This is a genomic window from Streptomyces sp. CB03234, from assembly GCF_001905885.1.
Taxonomy (GTDB): Bacteria; Actinomycetota; Actinomycetes; order Streptomycetales; family Streptomycetaceae; genus Streptomyces.
The window spans coordinates 262,726-283,697 of the sequence record NZ_LIYH01000009.1 but is presented as its reverse complement, the minus strand read 5'-3'; the positions used below and the strand labels follow the sequence as shown (position 1 = coordinate 283,697).

Annotated in this window: 19 protein-coding genes; 10 read left to right on the top strand and 9 right to left on the bottom strand. The window is 70.9% G+C overall.

What is annotated here, in order from left to right:
* Positions 1 to 31: 31 nt before the first annotated feature.
* The 3 genes from AMK26_RS33955 to AMK26_RS33945 are packed head-to-tail and all read right to left on the bottom strand — an operon-like array spanning position 32 to position 3,482.
* The gene (locus AMK26_RS33955; protein ID WP_073759856.1) at positions 32 to 1,060 is read right to left on the bottom strand and encodes a ketoacyl-ACP synthase III family protein; all 1,029 of its coding nucleotides are present in this window, start codon (positions 1,058 to 1,060) and stop codon (positions 32 to 34) included.
* Positions 1,061 to 1,066: 6 nt separating this feature from the next.
* A complete protein-coding gene (locus AMK26_RS33950; protein WP_073759854.1) occupies positions 1,067 to 2,224 on the bottom strand; it encodes a CaiB/BaiF CoA transferase family protein in 1,158 nt (385 codons plus the stop codon).
* Between the two features lie 34 nt (positions 2,225 to 2,258).
* A complete protein-coding gene (locus AMK26_RS33945; RefSeq protein WP_073759852.1) occupies positions 2,259 to 3,482 on the bottom strand; it encodes a cytochrome P450 in 1,224 nt (407 codons plus the stop codon).
* Positions 3,483 to 3,632: 150 nt separating this feature from the next.
* On the opposite strand from AMK26_RS33945, the gene uvrA reads away from it, so the two are divergent.
* The gene (gene uvrA, locus AMK26_RS33940) at positions 3,633 to 6,170 is read left to right on the top strand and encodes an excinuclease ABC subunit UvrA (RefSeq protein WP_073759851.1); all 2,538 of its coding nucleotides are present in this window, start codon (positions 3,633 to 3,635) and stop codon (positions 6,168 to 6,170) included.
* Positions 6,171 to 6,419: 249 nt separating this feature from the next.
* Entirely contained in the window at positions 6,420 to 8,063 is a 1,644-nt protein-coding gene (locus tag AMK26_RS33935) for an MFS transporter (RefSeq protein WP_073759849.1), read from the top strand.
* A gap of 130 nt (positions 8,064 to 8,193) precedes the next feature.
* On the opposite strand, the gene AMK26_RS33930 is transcribed toward AMK26_RS33935, so the two are convergent.
* On the bottom strand, positions 8,194 to 8,424 hold the full coding sequence (locus AMK26_RS33930) for a ferredoxin (protein ID WP_073759847.1): 231 nt from the start codon (positions 8,422 to 8,424) through the stop codon (positions 8,194 to 8,196).
* A gap of 28 nt (positions 8,425 to 8,452) precedes the next feature.
* Complete coding sequence (locus AMK26_RS33925; RefSeq protein ID WP_073759845.1) at positions 8,453 to 9,661, bottom strand: cytochrome P450; 1,209 nt, start codon at positions 9,659 to 9,661, stop codon at positions 8,453 to 8,455.
* 233 nt (positions 9,662 to 9,894) lie between these two features.
* On the opposite strand from AMK26_RS33925, the gene AMK26_RS33920 reads away from it, so the two are divergent.
* The 4 genes from AMK26_RS33920 (at position 9,895) to AMK26_RS33905 (ending at position 14,072) form a co-directional block, all read left to right on the top strand.
* Positions 9,895 to 10,839: an SMP-30/gluconolactonase/LRE family protein gene (locus AMK26_RS33920; RefSeq protein WP_079277961.1), complete on the top strand. Its 945-nt coding sequence runs from the start codon at positions 9,895 to 9,897 to the stop codon at positions 10,837 to 10,839.
* A gap of 77 nt (positions 10,840 to 10,916) precedes the next feature.
* Positions 10,917 to 12,233 (top strand): lipopolysaccharide biosynthesis protein RfbH, encoded by a 1,317-nt coding sequence (gene rfbH, locus AMK26_RS33915; protein WP_073759843.1) that lies wholly within the window; start codon positions 10,917 to 10,919, stop codon positions 12,231 to 12,233.
* A gap of 19 nt (positions 12,234 to 12,252) precedes the next feature.
* Positions 12,253 to 12,912, top strand: coding sequence for a dTDP-4-dehydrorhamnose 3,5-epimerase family protein (locus AMK26_RS33910; RefSeq protein ID WP_073759841.1), 660 nt, complete (start codon positions 12,253 to 12,255; stop codon positions 12,910 to 12,912).
* Entirely contained in the window at positions 12,909 to 14,072 is a 1,164-nt protein-coding gene (locus AMK26_RS33905; RefSeq protein ID WP_143608700.1) for a glycosyltransferase, read from the top strand. Before AMK26_RS33910 ends, AMK26_RS33905 begins: the two co-directional genes overlap by 4 nt.
* Before the next feature lie 63 nt (positions 14,073 to 14,135).
* Here the strand turns inward: AMK26_RS33905 and AMK26_RS33900 are convergent, their stop codons facing one another.
* Positions 14,136 to 14,531 carry a hypothetical protein gene (locus tag AMK26_RS33900; RefSeq protein WP_073759837.1) on the bottom strand — a complete coding sequence of 132 codons (396 nt, stop codon included), beginning with the start codon at positions 14,529 to 14,531 and terminating at the stop codon, positions 14,136 to 14,138.
* Positions 14,532 to 14,661: 130 nt separating this feature from the next.
* On the opposite strand from AMK26_RS33900, the gene AMK26_RS33895 reads away from it, so the two are divergent.
* On the top strand, positions 14,662 to 15,783 hold the full coding sequence (locus AMK26_RS33895) for a winged helix DNA-binding domain-containing protein (protein ID WP_073759835.1): 1,122 nt from the start codon (positions 14,662 to 14,664) through the stop codon (positions 15,781 to 15,783).
* Positions 15,784 to 15,870: 87 nt separating this feature from the next.
* Here the strand turns inward: AMK26_RS33895 and rfbB are convergent, their stop codons facing one another.
* The 3 genes from rfbB to AMK26_RS33880 all read right to left on the bottom strand — a co-directional run bounded on the left by rfbB (position 15,871) and on the right by AMK26_RS33880 (position 18,879).
* Complete coding sequence (rfbB, locus tag AMK26_RS33890; protein ID WP_073759833.1) at positions 15,871 to 16,878, bottom strand: dTDP-glucose 4,6-dehydratase; 1,008 nt, start codon at positions 16,876 to 16,878, stop codon at positions 15,871 to 15,873.
* The gene (locus AMK26_RS33885; protein WP_073759831.1) at positions 16,875 to 17,951 is read right to left on the bottom strand and encodes a glucose-1-phosphate thymidylyltransferase; all 1,077 of its coding nucleotides are present in this window, start codon (positions 17,949 to 17,951) and stop codon (positions 16,875 to 16,877) included. The genes rfbB and AMK26_RS33885 overlap by 4 nt, the downstream gene beginning before the upstream one ends.
* A gap of 268 nt (positions 17,952 to 18,219) precedes the next feature.
* On the bottom strand, positions 18,220 to 18,879 hold the full coding sequence (locus AMK26_RS33880) for an FMN-dependent NADH-azoreductase (protein WP_073759829.1): 660 nt from the start codon (positions 18,877 to 18,879) through the stop codon (positions 18,220 to 18,222).
* 182 nt (positions 18,880 to 19,061) lie between these two features.
* Here AMK26_RS33880 and AMK26_RS33875 point away from each other — a divergent pair, with 182 nt between their 5' ends.
* The 3 genes from AMK26_RS33875 to AMK26_RS35970 all read left to right on the top strand — a co-directional run bounded on the left by AMK26_RS33875 (position 19,062) and on the right by AMK26_RS35970 (position 20,961).
* The gene (locus tag AMK26_RS33875) at positions 19,062 to 20,042 is read left to right on the top strand and encodes an aromatase/cyclase (protein WP_079277960.1); all 981 of its coding nucleotides are present in this window, start codon (positions 19,062 to 19,064) and stop codon (positions 20,040 to 20,042) included.
* Positions 20,029 to 20,658 (top strand): hypothetical protein, encoded by a 630-nt coding sequence (locus AMK26_RS33870; RefSeq protein WP_073759827.1) that lies wholly within the window; start codon positions 20,029 to 20,031, stop codon positions 20,656 to 20,658. Before AMK26_RS33875 ends, AMK26_RS33870 begins: the two co-directional genes overlap by 14 nt.
* Positions 20,659 to 20,760: 102 nt before the next feature.
* Positions 20,761 to 20,961 carry an acyl-CoA carboxylase epsilon subunit gene (locus AMK26_RS35970; protein WP_107421108.1) on the top strand — a complete coding sequence of 67 codons (201 nt, stop codon included), beginning with the start codon at positions 20,761 to 20,763 and terminating at the stop codon, positions 20,959 to 20,961.
* Positions 20,962 to 20,972: the final 11 nt, after the last annotated feature.

The following is a 20,972-nucleotide window of genomic DNA, read 5'->3' as shown; positions in this document are numbered from 1 at the left end:
CCTTCCGCGTACCGCCGCCGACGTGCCGCTGCTAGTCCCAGCGGGGGACGTCCAGGATCTCCAGCACCGCGGCGCCCCAGCTGTAGCCGCCGCCCACCCCCACCAGCACCACCCGGTCGCCCGGCCTGGCCCGGCCGGAGACCACCAGGTGGTCCAGGCTGCCGAACTGGTCGCCCGCGCCCAGGTGTCCGACCGTACGGCTGAACTCCCAGGTCGTCTTCGCCGGGTCGATGCCGAACTGCTCGAAGTAGATGGAGTTGAGCCTGCGGCGCCCGAAGTGCGGCAGCAGCACCCAGTCCGCGTCCGGCAGTTCCAGCCCGGCGTCGGCGAGGGCCTCCTTGACCACCACCTGCTGGCCGGCATTGGCCCGGCTGATGGCGAAGGAGAGGCCGAACTCCTTCATGAACGACCGCTTGGCGGCCTCGAAGTCCACCGGCATCCGGTTCGCGAACGGCGCGTCCCCGAACGGGTCGTCGCCCCGGTGCATCGGCTCCAGCGCCGAGTCGGAGTACATCGCCAGCGACAGCACCCGGGCGAAGCCGCCGCGCCGGGACAGCACCACAGCCGTGCCGGAATCGGCGTAGGGGGTTCCGGGGTCGGTCCGCCAGCGGTCGAAGCCGGGCAGGCAGTAGCGGTCGGCGGTGCTCAGCAGCGCGTCGCCGGCCCGTGGCAGGCCCTTCAGATACGCGGCGGCCAGGTCCAGCATGGCGATGCCACCGTTGGACATCTGCTTGATCTCGATGGCCGGGCAGGTGTTGCCGAGCGTCTCCCGCTGGATGTACGAGGCGACGGGCCAGGCGTCGTGCCCCTGGTGGTAGGTGTCGGCGTGCAGGATCAGGCCGACCTCGGCCCCGGTGGACCCGGCGCGTGCCAGCGCGCTGCGCGCCGCGGCCACGCCCATCTCGGCGGCGGACTCGCCCAGTGAGACCGAGACCGACTCCACGTCCGTACGGGCCACGAGCTGGGGCGTGCACGCACCGGAGGCGATGGCGTCGGCCACCGGCAGCAGAGCGGGGAAGCGCACGCCGGTGGCCCGTAGGTAGATGTCGTCCAGTTTCACCGGTGCTCACCTCGTGGTCGTCGCGGGGCTCATGGCCACCCCGTCCGCGATCAGCTGTCTGACGTCGGCGGGCGTCAGCCCGCACTCGAACAGGACCTCCTCCGTGTGCCCGCCGGGCCGTGGGGCGGGGTCCGGGAGCCGTGGCGGGGTCGCGGAGAACCGTGGGGCGGGGGCCGGCTGGAGTTCGCCGTCCCCGGTCACATAGGTGCCGCGCTCCCGGTGGTGCGGGTGCGCGGCGGCCTCGGTGACGTCCAGGACGGGCGTCGCACACGCCTGCGTCCCCTCGAACAGCGCGGTCCACTCGTCCCGCGTACGGCCGGCGAACCGCTCGGCGAACAGCGCCCGCAGCGCCGGCCAGTTGGCCGCGTCGGCACGGTCGGGCAGCGACTCGGGGGCCAGCCCGAGACCGGCGAGCAGCTCGCGGTAGAAGGGCTCCTCCATGGCACCGACGGCCATGTACCGCCCGTCGGCGCAGGTGTAGACGTCGTAGTACGGTGCCCCGCCGTCGAGCAGGTTGGCGGCGAGCCGGGGACGCCAGTTGCCCGACGCCGTCATCGACATCAGCATCCCGAACAGCGCGGCGGTGCCGTCCGTGATGGCCGCGTCCACCACCTGACCGCGCCCGGAACGGCCCCGCTCCAGCAGTGCGGCGAGCACACCGGCGACGAGCAGCAGACCACCGCCGGCGAAGTCCCCGATCACATTGAGCGGGACGGCGGGCGGCCCTTCACCGCGCCCGATGGCGGCGAGCCCGCCTGACAGGGCGAGGTAGTTGATGTCGTGGCCGGGAGCCTGGGCCAGCGGCCCGTCCTGCCCCCAGCCGGTCATCCGGGCGTAGACCAGGCCGGGATTGTCGGCCCGGCAGTCCTCCGGGCCGATGCCCAGGCGCTCGGCGACCCCCGGCCGGTAGCCCTCCACCAGGACGTCGGCGCGAGCCGTGAGCCGCAGCAGGGCATCCACCCCGCGCCGGTCCTTCAGGTCCAGCGCCACCGAGCGGCGCCCCCGGTCGAACACCCGGTGCTCGTCGGCGTACGGCCGTACGCCGTCCGTCCGGTCCACCCGCACCACGTCCGCGCCGAGGTCCGCCAGGAACATGCAGGCGAACGGCGCGGGGCCGATGCCGGTCAGCTCGACGACGCGCACTCCTCGCAGCGGGCCCCCCATGGGCCTCTCCTCTCCCTTGCCCCGCAGGCGGCGATCACCACGTGACGGGCAGCGCCCACACGCCGTAGACGACCGAGCCCTCCTTGGTCCTGATGTCCTCGAAGGGCACCGCCAGCTGGAGGTTGGGCAGCCGCTCGAAGATCTTGGTGATGGCGATCTCCAGCTCCACGCGGGCCAGGTCGGCGCCGATGCAGTAGTGCGCGCCGTGACCGAAGCCGAGGTGGCGGCGGGTGCCCCGGGAGAGGATCAGCTCGTCGGGGCGGTCGAAGACCTTCGGATCGCGGTTGGCGGTCAGGCTCAAGCAGAGGATGCCGTCACCCTTCTTGATGGTCACACCGTCGATCTCGATGTCCTCCAGCGCGACCCGGGGGATGGCCAGGTCACCGATGGTGATGTAGCGGACCAGCTCCTCGATGGCCGGGCCGATCAGCTCGGGATCGGCCTTGAGCTGCTCCAGCTGCTCCGGGTTGCGCAGCAGGGCCATGGTGCACAGCGAGATCATGTTGGCGGTGGTCTCGTGGCCGCCGTTCATCAGCAGCCGGCAGAGGTTGACCAGGTCCCGCCTGGTGTACTCCTCGCCGGACTCCTTGTAGGCGACGATCGCCCGGCTGATCAGGTCGTCGGCGGGCTCGCGCTCCTTGAGGTCGACGAGCTTCTCCAGGTACGCGCCGACCTCCACCATGGCCGCCTGGCGCTGCTCGGCCGAGCTGTGCCCGCCCAGCAGGTTGGTGCCGTGCTCGGCGAAGAAGGCGTGGTCCTCGTAGGGGACGCCGAGCAGTTCGCAGATGAGGGTCATCGGGACCGGCAGCGAGACGATCGCGTGCAGGTCGGCCGGGGAGCCGGCGGCGATCAGCGCGTCGAGCCGCTCGTCCACGTTCTTGGCGATGTTCTCGCGCAGCCGCTGCACCCGGCGGTTGGTGAAGGTGACCGCGGCCTTGCGGCGGGTGGTGGTGTGCTCGGGCGCGTCGTACCCGATGAAGGAGGTCTCGGTGCGGAACTCCGGCGGCGCCTGGAAGTAGAAGGGGAAGTTCTCGTGCTTGCGCGAGGAGCTGATCCTCGGGTCCATCAGCAGCTGACGGATGTTCTCGTACCCGGTCACCGCCCAGACCTCGATGCCGGTGATCAGCTTGACCTTGGATATCGCGGCCTTCTCCATCATCGGCCCGTACTCCTCGGGCTGGGAGAACGGGCACTTGCGCTTGTACGGGAACACCGGAGCACCGGCTTCCGGTCCGGACGTGACGGCCTGTGTGGTCATGGCGGAACCCTCCTCAGTACGTGGGACGAGGATCGCCCGGAGAAGTGGATCCGTACTGGAGTCCGGGTGGCCGGGCGGCTGGGCAGCGGGTCGAGTGAGTGTCGAGGCCCGGCTGCCACGGTGGTGGTTCACACCGGAAGGAAGAGGTCTATGACGGTAATCGACCCGCTGGGACAGCTCGCCACCGAGCGGCCCGCATCAGGGCAACTCCCGGAGAAGCTCGTCGTGGTCGGCGCCAGGGAGCACAACCTGAGGGGCGTCGACGTCGAACTCCCGCACCGGACCCTCACGGTGTTCACCGGGGTCTCCGGCTCGGGCAAGTCGTCGCTGGCCTTCAGCACCATCTTCGCCGAGGGGCAGCGCCGCCAGGTCCAGTCGATGTCCTCGTACGCCCGGCAGTTCCTCAACGAGATGGCGCAGCCGGAGGTGGAGCGGATCTCGGGGATGTGCTCCGCCGTCGCGGTGGACCAGCGCTCCTCCGGTTCGCGCAGCCCGCGTTCCACCGTGGGCACGGTCACCGAGATCTACGACCTGATGCGCGTGGTGTACGCCCGTATCGGCATCCCGCACTGCCTGCTCTGCGACGCCGTCCTGACCGGCGGCGGCGAGGGGCTCCGCTGCCCGGACGGCCATGGGACCGCGGTCCCGGAGATGACCAGCCGGGGCTTCTCGTACAACCTGCCCTTCGGCCAGTGCCAGGGCTGCCAGGGTCTGGGAACGCAGGCCGAGGTCGACCTCGACTCCCTCGTACCCGATCCCGAACGGACCATCGCGGGCGGCGCCGTGGAGCCCTGGATGCATCCGATCGCCGACCAGATCCGCGAGGTGGTGGCGGTGTTGGTGGCGGAGGCCGGCCACAGCGTCGACCAGCCCTGGCGGACGCTGCCCGAGGAGCTGCGCCACACGCTGCTGCACGGCACCGGGATCCAGGTGAAGCTCCGCCGGCCCGGGAAGGGCGTGGAGCGCGTCAAGGAGGTCGAGTTCACGGGTGTGGTGCCCTGGCTGCTCCACCGCTACCGCAATGTGGTGACCGAGCGCGGCGCGAGCCGGCTCGAAGGCTTCATGCACCCGGTGGGGTGCGCGGAGTGCGGCGGAGCACGGCTGTCGAAGGCGCAGCTCGCTGTGCGGGTGGCCGGCCGGAACTTCGCCGAGGTCGGCGCGATGTCCTTCGCGCAGTGCCTGGAGTTCTTCCGGGGCCTGGAGGTCGCCGACCGGGACCGGGCGGTCGTCGCCCAGGCCGTCGACGAGACCACCGCACGGCTGGGCTTCCTCAACGAGGTGGGGCTCGGCTACCTGACCCTGGAACGGCCCGCGGCCTCCCTCTCCGGCGGCGAGGCCCAGCGCATCCGGCTGGCCGGCCTGCTCGGTACCCAGCTGTTCGGCCTGCTGTACGTGCTCGACGAGCCCACGGCGGGCCTGCACCCCAAGGACGGCGAGCATCTGCTGTCCAGCCTGCGGACCCTCCGCGACCAGGGGAACACGGTCATCGTGGTGGAGCACGACCACCATCTGATCCGGGCGGCGGACTGGGTGGTGGAGCTCGGGCCCGGCGCCGGAGTGCACGGCGGTGAACTGCTCTTCTCCGGCACGGTACGAGAACTGCTCGACCACGACACCTCACCCACCGGCGGGTACGTCAGCGGCCGCCGCGGCATCCGGGTGCCCGACCGGCGCCGTACGCCGCGCCCCGGCCACGAGATCGTGGTCCGCGGCGCCCGGGAGCACAACCTGACCGGGTTCGACGTCTCCTTCCCGCTGGGCTCCTTCATCGCCGTCACCGGGGTCTCGGGAGCGGGCAAGTCCACGCTGGTGGACTCGATCCTCTACCGGAGCGCCGAGCGCGCCCTGGGCGGTGAGGCCCCGGCGCCGGGCGCGCATGACGCGGTGGCCGGGCTGGAGCTGATCGACCGGGTGATCAAGGTCGACCAGGACCCCATCGGCCGCTCGGGCCGGTCGACCCCCGCGACGTACACCGGCATCCTCGACAACGTCCGCAAGCTGTTCGCCCAGACGGACGAGGCCAAGGCGCTGGGCTACAAGCCCGGCCGGTTCTCGTTCAACTCCCCGGGCGGCCGCTGCGAGGTCTGCGCGGGCGACGGGCACGTACGGGTCGAAATGTATTTCCTGCCGGATGTGTTCCTGCTCTGCGACGAGTGCGAAGGGCGCCGGTACGACGAGGACACGCTCCGGGTGCATTACCGCGGGAAAAATATCGGAGATGTGCTCGAAATGCCCATCGAGGATGCGGCGGAATTCTTTGCCGACGTCCCCGCGATCGGTAAGCCGCTCGATGTGCTCTGTGATGTCGGTCTGGGTTATCTGCGGCTGGGGCAGCCGGCGAACACGCTGTCGGGCGGCGAGGCGCAGCGGATCAAACTGGCGAACGAACTCCAGCGCCGCGCCGGACGCAGCACGCTCTATCTGCTCGACGAGCCCACGACCGGACTGCACTCCAGTGACATCGACCGGCTGCTGACGATCCTTCACCAGCTGGTCGACAAGGGCCACACGGTGGTCACCGTGACGCACAGTCTCGATGTGATCAAGACGGCGGACTGGGTCATCGACATCGGCCCCGAGGGGGGCAGCGGGGGTGGCCGGCTGGCGGCCGCGGGCTCGCCGGAAACGGTCGCGGCCGGCTCCGGCCACACCGCCCGGTATCTGCGTGCGGTCTTGCAGGGGGAATGAAATAAGTCAACCCGTCGGACAGTGGCGGGAAAAGGCCCACAGTGAAATTCGACCGAACGTCGAGTTCATCTCCCTACGGTGAATGCGACAGGGCTGAGGAGCGGTGTGCGGCCGCACACCTTTGGTTGTTCACCGTTCAAGAAACAAGATGAGAGGTATGCCATGTCTGTTGACTCCAGGTCAGCGGATCGAACAGGCCCGGAAAACGGGGACACGCTCCCGGACCCCAAGCGATGGATCGCGCTTGCCGTGATCCTGGTCGCCGCCTTCATGGATCTGCTCGACAGCACCGTCGTGAACGTCGCCATCCCTTCCATCCAGGAAGACCTCGGCGCCGGTTACGCGGCGCTCCAGTGGGTCACCGCCGGGTACGGCCTCGCGTTCGCCGTGGGCCTGATCACCGGTGGCCGGCTCGGTGACATCTACGGACGCAAGCGCGTCTTCATGGCCGGCGTCGCCGGTTTCACGGCCTCGTCGCTGATGTGCGCGGTGGCCCAGAGCCCCGGCGTGCTGGTGTCCGGGCGCCTGATCCAGGGCGTCATGGCCGCCGTCATGGTGCCGCAGGTCCTGGCCATCATCCATGTCACGTTCGAGCCGCGGGAACGCGGCAAGGCGTTCGGCATGTTCGGCGGCGTCGCCGGTCTCGCCGCGGTCGCGGGCCTGAGCCTCGGCGGAGTCCTGGTCCAGTGGGACCTGTTCGGGCTCGGCTGGCGGCTGATCTTCCTGATCAACATTCCGCTGGGCATCATCGGACTCCTGGTGGGCGCGCGGGTCATCCGAGAGTCCAGGTCCCCCCAGGCGCTCCGGCTCGACCTGATCGGCGTGGTCATCGCCACCGTCGCGCTGCTGATGCTCGTCTACCCGCTCATGCAGGGCCGCGAACTGGACTGGCCGGTCTGGGGCTTCGTCCTGATGGTGGTCTCCCTCCCCGCGTTCGCCTTCTTCCTGTGGTACGAGCGCTTCAAGACCGACAAGGACGGCTCGCCGCTGGTGGCGCTGGGCCTGTTCAAGGCCCGCAGCTTCGTCTCCGGACTCGCCGTCCAGATCGTCTTCTACAGCGGCGTCGGCGTGTTCTTCCTGTCCTGGACGATCTACATGCAGTTCGGCCTCGGCTGGACCCCGCTCCACGCGGGTCTGACCACCCTGCCGTTCTGCATCGGTGCCTTCGTGGCGTCGGGTACGTCCTTCGGCTTCCTGGCGGAGAAGTACGGGCGCAAGCTGATGCAGGTCGGCAGCCTGCTCGCGCTGCTGGGGCTGGGCAGCTACGTCTGGGTGGTCGGCCACTACGGAAGCGGTGTCAGCACCTGGCAGATGGCCGTCCCGCTGCTGCTCTTCGGCATCGGCTTCGGCTGGGTCACCGCACCGATCCCGGCGGTCGTGCTCAGCCAGGCGCCCCGCAAGGACGCGGGTTCCGCCTCCGCGCTGATCAACACCATGCAGCAGGTCGGTGCGGGCATCGGTGCCGCCCTGGTCAGCGTCGTGTTCTTCGGCGTACTCGGTTCGTACGCCGGGGACAGCGCCGGCCGGGTGGGGGACGACCTCCGCAAGGAGCTGGCCGCACACGTGTCCGCCGACCGGATCGACGAGCTCGTGGCGTCCTTCCGGACCTGCTCGGTGGACCGGGCCAACGAGAAGGAGCCGGGCGCCGCCCCGGCCAGCTGCCAGGCCCTGCAGGAGGAGGATCCGCAGGTACTCGCGTTGATCGACAAGCACGGCCAGGAGCAGACCGCGCTCACGTTCGCCGACGCCTTCCAGGTCTCCCTGCTGACCTTCATGGGGACCACCGTGCTGGCCTTCCTGCTCATGTTCACCCTCCCGAAGGGCGGAGCGGCGCACTTCGACCCGGACGCCGCGGAGACCGACGAGCCGGCGCCCGCGCCGGCCGTCCACTGACGAACCGCGCACAGCAGCCGGGTCCGGCGTCCCGCGAGGGAGCCCGGACCCGGCTGAAGGGCGTCCTGTCGGCCGAACGGCCGGCCCGCCTCTCTGGTGGAGAGGCGGGCCGGCCGTTCGCCGTACCCGCTCACACCTCGGGCGCGAGTACCTTCCCGGTGGCGAGCTCCCGTACGGTGATGGCCTCCACGGGGCAGACCTCGGCGGCGTCGATCACCGCGTCGTCGGGATCGACCGTCTCCGCCAGGGCAAGGGCCTTGCCGTCCTCCAACCGGAAGTGCTCCGGAGCAGTGCCCACGCACATGCCCGAACCGGCGCAGGCGGCCCGGTCCGCGTCGACGGACCAGCGCTTCTCGCTCATCGCCCCTCTCCTCTCCTCTCCGCCCCGGTCACCAGGTCACCAGCAGTTCCTGCGGGGCCCGGTGCAGGGTGCCCTTGCGCCACGGCACCTCCTCCGCCGGCTTGACCAGCCGCAGGCCCGGGAACCGGTCCAGCAGCGACTCGAAGGCGACCTGCAGCTCCATCCTGGCCAACTGGGCGCCCAGGCAGCGGTGCACGCCGTGCCCGAGCGCCAGGTGCTGGTTGCTCTCCCGGTCGAAGTCCAGCTCACCGGCGTTCGGGAACGCCGTCTCGTCGCGGTTCGCCGACGCCATGGAGGGCAGCACGGCCTCCCCCTCGCGCACCAGTACGTCACCGAGGCGGACGTCCTCCGTGGCCACCCTGGGGAACATCGCGCCCGTCGCCAGCGGTACGTACCGCAGCATCTCGTCGATCGCCTGCGGGATCTTCTCCGGGGCCGCCCGCAGCATGGCCAGGTGCTCCGGGTGGGACAGCAGCAGCCAGGCCAGATTGAGGATCTGGTCGGCCGTGGTCTCGTTGCCCGTCACGAGCACGGCCACGGCGAGATCGACGGTCTCGTCCTCGGTCAGCCGGTCCTCGTCGTCGCGGGCCGTCACCAGGACGGTCAGCAGGTCCTCCCCGGGGTTCTCCGCCTTCGCGGCGATCACCCCCGGCATATAGGCCCGCATCTTCCCGAAGGCGGCCCTCTTCTCCTCCGGGGTGTAACCGGAGAACGGTGTCGACAGGGCGATCTCCGTCCACTCCTGGACCTGTTCGCGGTCCGAGTACGGCACACCCATCAGCTCGAAGACGACCTTGCCCGGCTGCGGGCGGGCGAAATCGTGCACCAGGTCGCTCGGCGGACCCTTCTCCTCCATGTCGTCGATGAGGCCGTCCACGATCTCCTGGACCCGCGGCCGGAGCTGCTCGATCCGGCGCTGGGTGAACGCCTTCGCGACCACCCGCCGCAGCCGGCTGTGGTGCGGCGGGTCCGTGGTCACGATGGTGTTCGGGCCCGGTCCCATGGGGATCAGGCTCGGCTCGTCCCCGTTCTCCAGCGCCCGGGCGCGGCTGAACCGCGGGTCTCCGAGCACGGTCTTGACGTCCTCGTACCGAGTGGCCAGCCAGGCGGCCCGCCCGAACGGCGGCTGTACCCGTATCAGGCCCTCGTTGGCGCGGATCTCGGCGTATGCGGGATCCATGTCCAGCCGGTGCGGGGCGCTGAAGGGATACCTCTTCGCTTCTTCCTCGCCTGCCATGTCCTCGCTCCCTCCCGGGGGCCGTGCCCGGCCCTCGAAGTACCCGCGGTGACCGGCCCAGTTGCCGGTGCACTGCCGCGGCCGAGGGTGCCGCACCCCGCTCGTCGCCCGGAGGAGCCGGGCTGGACCGCCCTGCCGCGCCCTTGCCGCAGCGAGCTCGCAGGCGCGAGTGCTCCTCAAGGAAGTTCGGCGATGCTCGGGGAGATCAGCACCCTGCCCCGGAGGAGAGTCACATGTCGCAGCAGACCTGGGCCGCCAGCGCCCCCGGCGCCGCTCCCGTCGGCCTGCCCGCGTCGATCACCGTCCGCACACCGGGACTTCACCCGCCAGGGATCGCCTGGGACCCCACCCGGGGCGCGTTCCTCGTCAGCTCGATGCGCCGCGGCACCGTCTCGCTGGTCCGCCCCGACGGCCGGACCACCGAGTTCATCGGCGAGACCCCCGACATCGTGGCCACCGTCGGGCTGCGCGTGGACGCCGCGCGCGGCCGGCTGCTGGCCGTCTACGCCGACGCGGGCTTCGCCGAGCGCTCCGGCCCCACGACCAGCTTCCGCACCACGGGCGTGGCCGTCTTCGACCTGGCCACCGCAGAGCGCCGGCACCTGGTCGAACTCGGGGAGACCACCCTCGGCGCGAACCTGGTCAACGACCTCACCTTCGACGACGAGGGCAACGTCTACGCCACGGACACACCCAACGACGGCATCCTCCGCATCGACCCCGACGGCCGCCCGAGCGTGCTGCGCACCGGGGCACGTGTCACCCCCCGCAACGTCGGCTTCATGGGCGTCATGTGGCACCCGGACGGGTTCCTGCTCACCGTGCGCCACGACGACGGAGGCCTCTACCGGGTCCCCCTCAACGACCCGGCCGCCATGGAGGAGGTCGCCCTCGACCGGGCGCTGGTCGGCGGCGCCGCGCTGGCCCTGCGGGCGGACGGGTCCGTCGCGGCCGTGACCAACACCCTGATCGGCCCGGGCAAGGACGGTGTCTCCGTACTCGAGTCCGGCGACGGCTGGCGCAGCGCCCGCACGGTGCGGCGCGTCGAGCCGTGGCCGGATCCGGCGCCCACCGGAGTGACCGTCACCCCCTTCGGGACCTATGTCGTCAGCGGCCGCCCGGACCGGCTGGTCGGGGGCGAGGGGGTCTGGGACCAGTTCAGCCTGCGCCGGCTGTGACCGGCGGGGCGAACCGACAGCACGGCCGACCGACCAGTGAGCGGGGCACGGGTCCCGCCGACCCAGGGGAGACCAACATGACTGCTGAAGCCAAGGCGCTGCTGCTGGAGCAGGTGCGCAAATACCACCAGGCGGTGGAAGCGGAAAGTGCCGGGAAGGAGTTCGAACCCGGGACCACGGAGATCTGGCCGTCCGGTGCGGTCCTGGACGAGGATGACCGCACCGCTCTGGTGGAGGCCGCCCTGGACATGCGGATCGCCGCCGGCTGGAGCTCACGCAAGTTCGAGTCCGCCTTCGCCAGGAAGCTGAAGCTGCGCAAGGCGCATCTCGTCAACTCCGGCTCCTCCGCCAACCTGCTGGCCGTCTCGGCGCTCACCTCCCCCCACCTCCAGGACCGGCGGCTCGTCCCCGGCGACGAGGTGATCACCGCCGCCGTCGGCTGGCCCACCACCGTCAGCCCGATCCTCCAGAACGGCCTGGTGCCGGTCTACGTGGACGTGGAACTGGGCACCTACAACGCCACCGCCGAGGCGATCGAGGCGGCCATCGGCCCGCGCACCCGGGCCATCTGCATCGCCCACACCCTCGGCAACCCCTTCCCCGTCGCCGAAGTCGCCGCACTCGCCGACAAGCACGACCTGTTCCTGATCGAGGACAACTGCGACGCGGTCGGATCGACGTACGGCGGGAAGCTCACCGGCACCTTCGGCGACCTGACGACGGTCAGCTTCTACCCCGCCCACCACCTGACGATGGGCGAGGGCGGCTGCGTACTGACCAACAACCTCGCACTCGCCCGGATCGTCGAGTCGATGCGCGACTGGGGCCGGGACTGCTGGTGCGAACCCGGCGAGAACAACAAGTGCCTCAAGCGGTTCGACTACGAGATGGGCACCCTTCCCAAGGGCTACGACCACAAGTACATCTTCTCGCACGTCGGTTACAACCTGAAGGCGACGGACATCCAAGCCGCCCTGGGCATGAGCCAGCTGAACAAGCTCGACGACTTCTGCGCCGCCCGCCGGGCCAACTGGCGCCGGCTGCGCGACGGCCTGGAAGGCGTACCCGGCCTGCTGCTGCCCGAGGCCACCCCGAACAGCGACCCCAGCTGGTTCGGGTTCCTGATCACCGTGGAGCCCGACGCCCCGTACAGCCGCAAGGACCTGGTGGACTTCCTGGAGGACCGCAAGATCGGTACCCGGAGGCTGTTCGCGGGCAACCTGATGCGCCAGCCCGCCTACCTCGACCAGCCCCACCGGGTCGTGGGCGAGCTGAGGAACGCCGACATCATCACCGAGCACACCTTCTGGATCGGCGTCTATCCCAAGCTGACCGCACGCATGCTGGACTACGCCGTGGACTCGATCCGCGAGTTCGTCTCGGCCCGCGTCTGACGGCCGGCGGGGCGACGACATGGACATCCAGGAGACGGCGGTCCGGGACCTCTTCCTGGTCCGCCCACACCTGCGGGACGACAGCCGGGGCCTGTTCTTCGAATCGTTCAAGGAAGGGCTGCTGGCCGGGGCGACGGGCCATGTGTTCGTGCCACGGCAGGTCAACTACTCGGTGTCCAGGCGCAACACGCTGCGGGGCATCCACGGCGTGGTCCATCCGCCGAGCCAGGCCAAGTACGTCACCTGCGTCAGAGGCGCCGTCCTGGACGTGGTGGTCGATCTGCGGCTCGGCTCACCCACCTTCGGCGCCTACGAGACCACCGTCCTCGACGAGCGGTCGGGCACCTCCCTCTACATCGCGGAGGGCCTCGCCCACGGATTCCTCACGCTCACCGACGACGCCTGGATGAACTACCTCTGCTCCACCGAGTACGAACCGGGCACCCAGTTCGACATCAATCCCTTCGATCCCGAACTGGCCATCCCCTGGCCCCTGACCGAGGCTCCGGTGATCTCCGACAAGGACGCCACGGCACCCTCGCTGGCCGAGGCGATCGCCGCGGGCACCCTGCCCGACTACGACCAGTGCCTCCGGCTGTACGCCGCGGCACGTCGCGCTGTGGGTGACGAGCGCAGCTCCACTCCCGCCCCAGCCGCCGTTCCTAGGGTGCCGTCATGAGGATTCTCGTGAGCACGGGCCCGGCCTACGGGCTCTACAACCCTGTGGTCCCGATCGCCTGGGCACTGCGTTCGGCAGGACACCAGGTACTGGTCGCCGGCCCCGAGCCGCTGGCCGCCATGGCCAGGACATCCGGCCTGCCGTTCGTCCCGACCTATGGCCCCATGCACATGAAGGAGGTCATGCGACACGACCGGTCGGGCAAGGAGTTCCCCAACGCCACCACCGACGACGGGCAGCTGGAGCAGATAGGCCGTGGCTTCGGCCGGCTCGCGGCGCGCACCCTGCCCGGCATGCTCCAGGCGGTCGACCGGTTCCGGCCCGACCTGATCATCTCCGAGCCGCGCGCCTACGCGGCGGGCGTCGCCGCCCGGCTGCGCGACATACCGTGGGCCCAGCACGGCGTGGGCATGCACTTCCGCCCCGACGTCGAGAAGTACGGCGCGGACGAGTTCCGCCCCGAGCTGGAGGAGAACGGGCTGGACGGTCTGCCGGAGCCCGACATGTTCCTCGACAACTGCCCCCCGTCGGTGGGTCACAAGGACCGCGACCCGGGCCGGCCGCTGCGCTACGTCCCCTACGACCCGGCCGGCACCGTCCCCTCCTGGTCCTTCGAGAAGGGCCGGCGGCCCCGGCTGCTGCTCACCCTCGGCACGGTCGAGCCCGAGTCCGTCGGCGTCAAGAGGAACTTCGGCAGCGGTGTCCCGCTGTTCAGGGAACTGGTCCGCGTCCTGCCCGAGGCGGGCGTGGACCTCGTGATCGCGGCGGCCGACCCGGTGGTCGAGCAGCTCGGCACGCTCTCCGAGAGCGTGGTGGCGGCCGGCTGGATCTCGCTGACCTCGGTGGTGCCCTCCTGCGACCTGATCGTCCACCACGTCGGCTCCGGCAGCACCATGTCCGGTGTGATCAACGGCCTGCCGCAGCTGCTGCTGTCACGCAACGCCGAACACACCGTCAACGCCCAGCTGCTGGAGGAGTACGGCTCCGCCCGGCAGATCACCGACCAGGACGTCGAGCCGAAGGAGGTGCTGGACGCCTGCCGGGCGCTGCTGGAGGTCCCCTCGTACAAGGAGCGGGCCACCGAGCTCGCCGCCGAGGTCGCGAGCCTGCCCTCGCCCGCCGAGACCGTGGCGGTGCTGGAAGCCCTCGCCGGCCGCTGAGGCCCGCGGAAAGGCCCCCATCGAGGTGATGGGGGCCTTTCTGTTTCCGGCGGGCGGGACAGCTCACCGGGCGCCGATGAGGGTGACCGGGGTCGGCGGCATGATGGAACCGTCCGTCCTGTGCAGGATCGCGCTGCCCGAGGACGAGTGGCCGTCCCCGTCGACGGTCACCTCCTGGATGCTGTGGATGTCGCCCATCGTCCCGCCCTGGCCGTCCGGGATCGGGTGCGTCAGGTAGTACGTGAAGGTGCCGTCCGGCCGGTCGATCCAGTGGCCGTCACCGATGAAGGAAGGCGTGCCGTCCGGCCCCTTCGGCCCGCTGACGTCCAGGGTGTGGTCGGCGTTGAAGGTCAGCGTGCTGCTGAACGGGGCGGGCTCGCCGTTGATGACGGAGCTGACCGTCCAGGTGCCGACCAGGGTGCCGGTGCCGGACGCGGTCTCTATCGTGTGGGTGCTCATGAAGAGGACACTCCTTGCTCTCTACCGGATGGATGGTGCGCAACAGGCCCTCGAACAGTGACCCGCACGGGTCGAGCCGCGTTGTAGGCCCGGTGGATACGTTGGCCCGGTCCACCTCAGGGGAGAGGCCATGCCCGTACCGTCGTCGAAAACCCTCACCACGCGCGCGCTCAACCGGGCGCTGCTCGACCGTCAGATGCTGCTGCGCCGCTCGCCGGCGTCCGCCCACGACACCATCGCCCACCTGGTGGGCATGCAGGCGCAGGCGCCGTACGCGCCCTACACCGGACTATGGACCCGGATGACCCGGTTCCGCCAGGACGAGCTGTCCGGGCTGCTGACCGACCGCCGGGTCGTCCGTATCGCGCTGATGCGCTCCACCGTCCACCTGGTGACCGCCGAGGACTGCCTGTGGCTGCGGCCGCTCGTCCAGCCGGCCCTGGACCGCGACCTGTATCCCAACAACCTCTACGGCCGGCACCGCCTCGACGGACTGGACCTCGACGCGGTGGTGGAGGCCGGCAGCGCGCTGATGGCCCAGCGCCCGCTGTCCACCGGCGAGCTGCGGGAGCAGCTCGGGGCCCGCTGGCCGGACCGCGAGCCCGCCGCACTCGCCTACGTACTGCGCAACCTCGCTGCGCTCGTCCAGGTGCCGCCGCGCGGCATCTGGGGCGTCGGCGGGCAGACCACCTGCACCACCGTGCAGACCTGGCTCGGCCGCGACCTGCACCCCGACCCGTCCCCGGCCGACCTGGTGCTGCGTTACCTCGCCGCCTTCGGCCCGGCGACCGTCAAGGACGTCCAGACCTGGGCGGGCATCACCCGGCTGCGCCCGGTGGTCAAGGAGATCGAGGACCGGCTGGTGGTGCTGCGCGCAGAGGGCGGGGAGGAGCTGTACGACCTGCCGGACGCGCCGCGCCCCGACGCCGGGGCACCCGCCCCGGTCCGGTTCCTGCCGGAGTACGACAACCTCCTCCTCTCGCACGCGGACCGCTCCCGGGTCATCGCCCAGGAACACCGCAAGCTCGTCTACACGGGCAACGGAATGAAGCCGACCTTCCTCGTGGACGGCTTCGTCGCCGGCACCTGGAAGATCGACCAGAAGCGCTCCGCCGCCACCCTCGCCCTCACCCCCTTCGCCCGGCTGACCGCACAGCAGAAGGCCGAACTCGCCGAGGAGGGCGAGCGGTTGCTCTCCTTCACCGCACCGGACTCGCAGAGCCGCGACATCCGCTTCGAGCAGGCCGGCTGAGCACGGACGGCACCACACAGCGCGGTGGGGGCCGGATCCCCCCGGCCCCCACCGCGCCCGCCTCCCGGCTCCCGCCCGCCGGGCGGGTCATGCCACCCCTGATCCCGCCAGCGCCAGGCCCGGCACGGTGAGGTCGCCGGCGGCCGTCCACCGGTCCGTACGCAGCCGGTACCACTCCACGGTCTCGGCCAGGCCGCGTTCGAACGGCACCCGGGGCGCGTAGCCCAGCTCCTCGCGGATCTTGGTGTCGTCGATGGCGTAGCGCAGATCGTGGGCCTTGCGGTCCGGTGCCCTGCGCACCAGATCGGGGGAGGCCCCGCACAACTCCAGCAGCAGGTCCGTGATCTGGCGGTTGGTGTGGTCGTTGCCGCCGCCGATGTTGTAGATCTCACCGGCCCGGCCCCCGGTGAGCACCAGGTGGACGGCCCGGCAGTGGTCGTCGACGTGCAGCCACTCGCGGACGTTGCCGCCGTCCCCGTACAGCGGCACGGTCTCGCCGCGCAGCAGCCGCGTGGTGAAGTGCGGGATCAGCTTCTCGACGTGCTGGTAGGGGCCGTAGTTGTTGGAGCAGCGGGTGATCGACAGGTCCAGCCCGTACGAACGCCAGTAGGAGCGCGCCACCAGATCGCCGGCCGCCTTGGACGCCGAGTACGGGGAGTTGGGCAGCAGCGGGCAGTCCTCGTCCCACGCCCCGGTCTCGATCGAGCCGTAGACCTCGTCGGTCGAGACGTGCACGACGCGGGAGACCCCGCTGAGCCGGCAGGCCTCCAGCAGGGTCTGGGTGCCGGTCACATTGGTCCGCATGAACTCGGCCGCGCTGTCCAGGGAGCGGTCCACGTGCGATTCGGCGGCGAAGTGGACCACCGCGTCATGACCCGGCAGCAGGTCCAGCAACAGCGGCAGGTCGCAGATGTCACCCTGCACGAAGGTGAGCCGCGGGTCGTGGGCCGGCAGGTTGTCCCGGTTCCCGGCGTACGTCAGCAGGTCCAGCACCGTCACCGACGTGTGCTCGTACCCCGGATAGCCGCCCTCGAGCATCGTGCGCACATAGTGCGAGCCGATGAACCCGGCCGCACCCGTCACCAGAATCTTCATGCCGCTGCGACCTCCACCGTGGTGTGGTCCCCCACCGCGAGCCGGTGCCCGCCACGGGGGGAGGAAATGACGAGGGCGGCCCGGCCGATCACGGACTGCCGGATACCGCGGACCTGCCGGATGCGCGCCCGGTCCAGCACGATGGAGTCCTCCACCCCGGCTCCGGACAGCCGGCACTCCTCGCCGATCACCGTGTAGGGGCCGAGGGCGCTGTCGACGACCTCGCTGCCGCCGCCGATGACCGCCGGTCCCACGATCCGGGACCGGACGATCCGCGCCCCCGGTCCCAGGATCACCGGGCCGACCAGCTCGCTGTGGGCGTCCACCGCACCCGCCGCCGCACCCGCCACCGGCGGCGGAAGGATGTCGAGCAGGGCCCGGTTGCACTCCAGCAGGTCCTCCAGCTTCCCGGTGTCCCACCACTGTCCGTGGTGCTCGTGCACCCGCACCTCGTGGCCGGCGGAGACCAGTTGCTGGATGGCGTCGGTGATCTCCAGTTCACCGCGGGCGCTCGGCCGGATCGCCGCGACCGCCTCGTGCACGGCCGGGGTGAAGAAGTACACACCCATGATCGCGAGGTCGCCGACCGGATGCGCGGGCTTCTCCCACAGCCGTACCGCACGTCCCTCCCCGTCGACCTGCACCACCCCGAACGAGCTCGGGTCGCCGACCTTCTTGACCGCGACATGGGCCGCCGGGCGCCGGGCGAGGAAGCCCTCGGCGAGTTCCGCGAGGCCACCGGGCAGCACGTTGTCGCCGAGGTACATCACGAAGTCGTCGTCGGCGAGGAAGTCACGCGCCAGGCGTACGCAGTCGGCGAGGCCGTGCGGCACGTCCTGCCGGATGTAGGAGACGCGTACGCCGAACCGGCTCCCGTCGCCCAGGGCCGCCGCGATCTCGGCGGCATGGCCCCCGACGACGATCCCGATCTCCGTGATGCCCAGGGCGCGCAGGTTCTCCACCGCGTGGACCAGTACGGGCTTGCCGGCGACCGGGATGAGCTGTTTGGGCATGGAGTAACTGAAGGGACGCAGGCGGGTACCCGCACCTCCCGACAACACCAGGGCTTTCATGAGGGCATCTCCTCTTGACGCGATGCGTTGATGGCACGCACGGCCTGCTGCCGGACAGCCCGACCGTGGGGCCGTCCGCTGGAGGCTCGCTCAAGCCGCCGGGCGGGGACGCCCGACGGGCCCCCGGGAACGACTCGGCCCCTTCCGCCACGCTGCCTGCGGAAGGGGCCGGTCGGGGCCGGTCGGGAGCCGGCCGGGAAACGCGTCTGGAAACGCGTCCGGGAACGCGTTTGGAAACGCGTCCGGGAACGCGCCCGGGAGCCTGGGCTCAGGCGGAGACCAGCGCGGTGGCGAGGGTGCGGGCGCGCTCGGCGACCGCCTGGTGCGCCGCGGCCCTGGACTGCTCGGCGAGGGGCACCAGATCGGCCATCGCCGGGACCCGCGGGGCCAGCGACAGCTGCGCGCTGATCACCTCCGTCTGCATGCCGAGGCCGGTGCCGAACACGGTCTCCAGGTACGGCCCGCAGTGGTTGGCCCGCTCCATGGGCGCGCCGGGGGAGTAGCCGCCCCCGTAGCTGGCCACCACGGTCGCGGGACGGCCGGCCAGCGGGCCGGGGCTGCCGTCGAAGGTGATGGTGCGGTCGTTGACCAGGACCTGGTCGATCCACGCCTTGAGGGTGGAGGGGATGGACCAGTTGTACATCGGGGTGCTCACCAGCACGGCGTCGGCGGCCAGCAGCTCCTCGATCAGTACGTCGCGCAGCAGCGTCGCCGCCTGCTGCTCCCGGTTCATCGCGACGTGCGGGGTGAACCCGGCGGTGACCCCGGCCTCCGTCAGGTGCGGCACAGGCACGGTGCCGAGGTCGCGGTGGGTGACGGTGCCCTGGGGGTTGTTCTCGGCCCACACCCGGCGGAAGGTCTCGGCCAGTTCCTTGGAGACCGAACCCTGGGACAGGGCGGAGGAGTCGATGTGCAGCAGATGGGACATGGGCGATCTCCCGGTACGTCGGCGGCCCCGTGCGGGCCTGTCCCGGACACGGTGCGCCGGCGCCCTCGGACCGCGACGGATCCTGCCTCGAGCGGTACGCGAGGCGGGTCCACCACACTCGGCAGTCGGAAACGTCGTCCAGAGCCGTGGCTGCGGCCGGGAGCGGAGGGAGGGGGTCCGCTGTGGTGCCGAGCGCTGCGTCCGCGACCCATGTCACCGAGCACGTCATCACCGTCGGAGCGGCACCGGAGACCGTCTACGGGCTGGTCGCCGATGTCTCCGCGTGGCCGCAGGTGTTCGGCCCGACGGTGCACGCAGAGGTCGTCGAACCGGCCGACCCCCGCACCGGCGGTGAGGAGCTGATCCGGATCTGGGCCACCGCCAACGGCCAGGTGCGCACCTGGACCTCCCGCCGCACCCTGGACCCCCAGGCCCGCACCATACGGTTCCGCCAGGTCGTCTCCGCCGACCCGGTGGCCTCGATGGGCGGCGAGTGGCGGGTCGACACCGTCGAGGGAGGCACCACCCGCGTGGTGCTCCTGCACGACTACCGGGCCGTGAACGACGACCCGGAAGCCGTCCGGCAGATCGAGCGGGCCGTGGACCACAACAGCCGGGCCGAACTCGCCGCCCTGCGGAACGCCGCCGAGCTCGGCGCGGACCGCGACGAGCTCCACTTCACCTTCCGCGACTCGCTCACCGTCAACGGCTCCGCCCAGGACGTCTACGAGTTCCTCGACCGCGCGGACCTGTGGCCCGAACGACTGCCGCACGTCGCCCGCCTCGCGCTGACCGAGGACGAACCCGGCATCCAGCACATGGACATGGACACCCGCAGCCCGGACGGCTCCGCGCACAACACCACCTCCATCCGCGTCACGTTCCCGGAGCGGAGAACCATCGTCTACAAGCAGCTGCGGGTGCCGGTCGCCATGAGCGGCCACACCGGTCGCTGGGAGATCGAACCGCAAGGAGACGGCACGGTGCTGGCCACCTCCTGGCACACTGTCACCCTGGACCCCGAGGGTGTGCGCAGCGCCCTCGGCCCGCAGGCCACACTCGCCGAGGCCCGCGCACTGGTGCGCAAGACCCTGGGCACCAACAGCTCGACGACCCTGCGCCACGCCAAGCAGTTCGCGGAGGAACGGCATGCCGCATCGTGACCTGGGCGGACCGGTCACCGTCATCAACCGGTTCACCGTCAAAGGCGACACCGGCACCTTCGAGCGGGAGTTCCGCGACCACTCCCAGTACATCCGGCGCCGGCAGGACTTCCACTTCCTGGTGACCGTCCGCCTCGTCGACCGGCCCCAGGAGTACGTCCACATGGGCCACTGGAGGAGTCTGCGCGGATTCCTCGGCACCGTGCACGACGACACCTTCCTGGACCACGTCCAGCGGCTCGGTGAGATGGTGGAGACGGAGGCCGACCAGGCGCTCAGCGTTCAGCGGGTGCTGCGCGAGAACGCCGTGGTCGGTGCCGAGAACGTCGTACTGACCTGGGCGCGGGTCACCGGTGACCGGCGGACGTTCGAGAAGCGCTTCGACGAGGTGGGGGAGCGCTGCACGCAACTGGGCGGCTTCGGCGGCAGCGACCTGATGCGCTCCACCCTGCGCCCGATGACGTACACCGGCATCCAGTGGTGGCGCGACACCGAGAACTGCGACCGGGCGCTGGCCGACGCCGAGTACCGGGCCGCGCTCGCCGCGCTCAGCGAGGTCGCCGAGGTCACCACCGAGCGCACCCGCCACGTGGCGTACGAGCGGGTGATCGGCTGACCCAGGAGGTCCAGCGGGAGGGAAGCCGGGGACGAGACGTCCCCGGCTTCCGTGCGTTCCCAGCCCGAGCCCCCCTCGAGCGACCCGGCGCACGCTGCCTGCATGGACGAACAGACAGCTTTCAGGGTGGTGCGCGGACAGCCCGACGCGGAGGAACTCGCAGCCCTCACCACGGTGCTGCTCGCCCTGCTGAGGCCGGCCGGCGCCACCGAGCAGCAGGAGGCCGGGGCCCCGGCCGCGTACGCCGACTGGAGTGTGCGCGGCCGCGCACGCCGGCCTGCCGTGGACTGGTCGGGGCGGTGACGGTCCGGGGG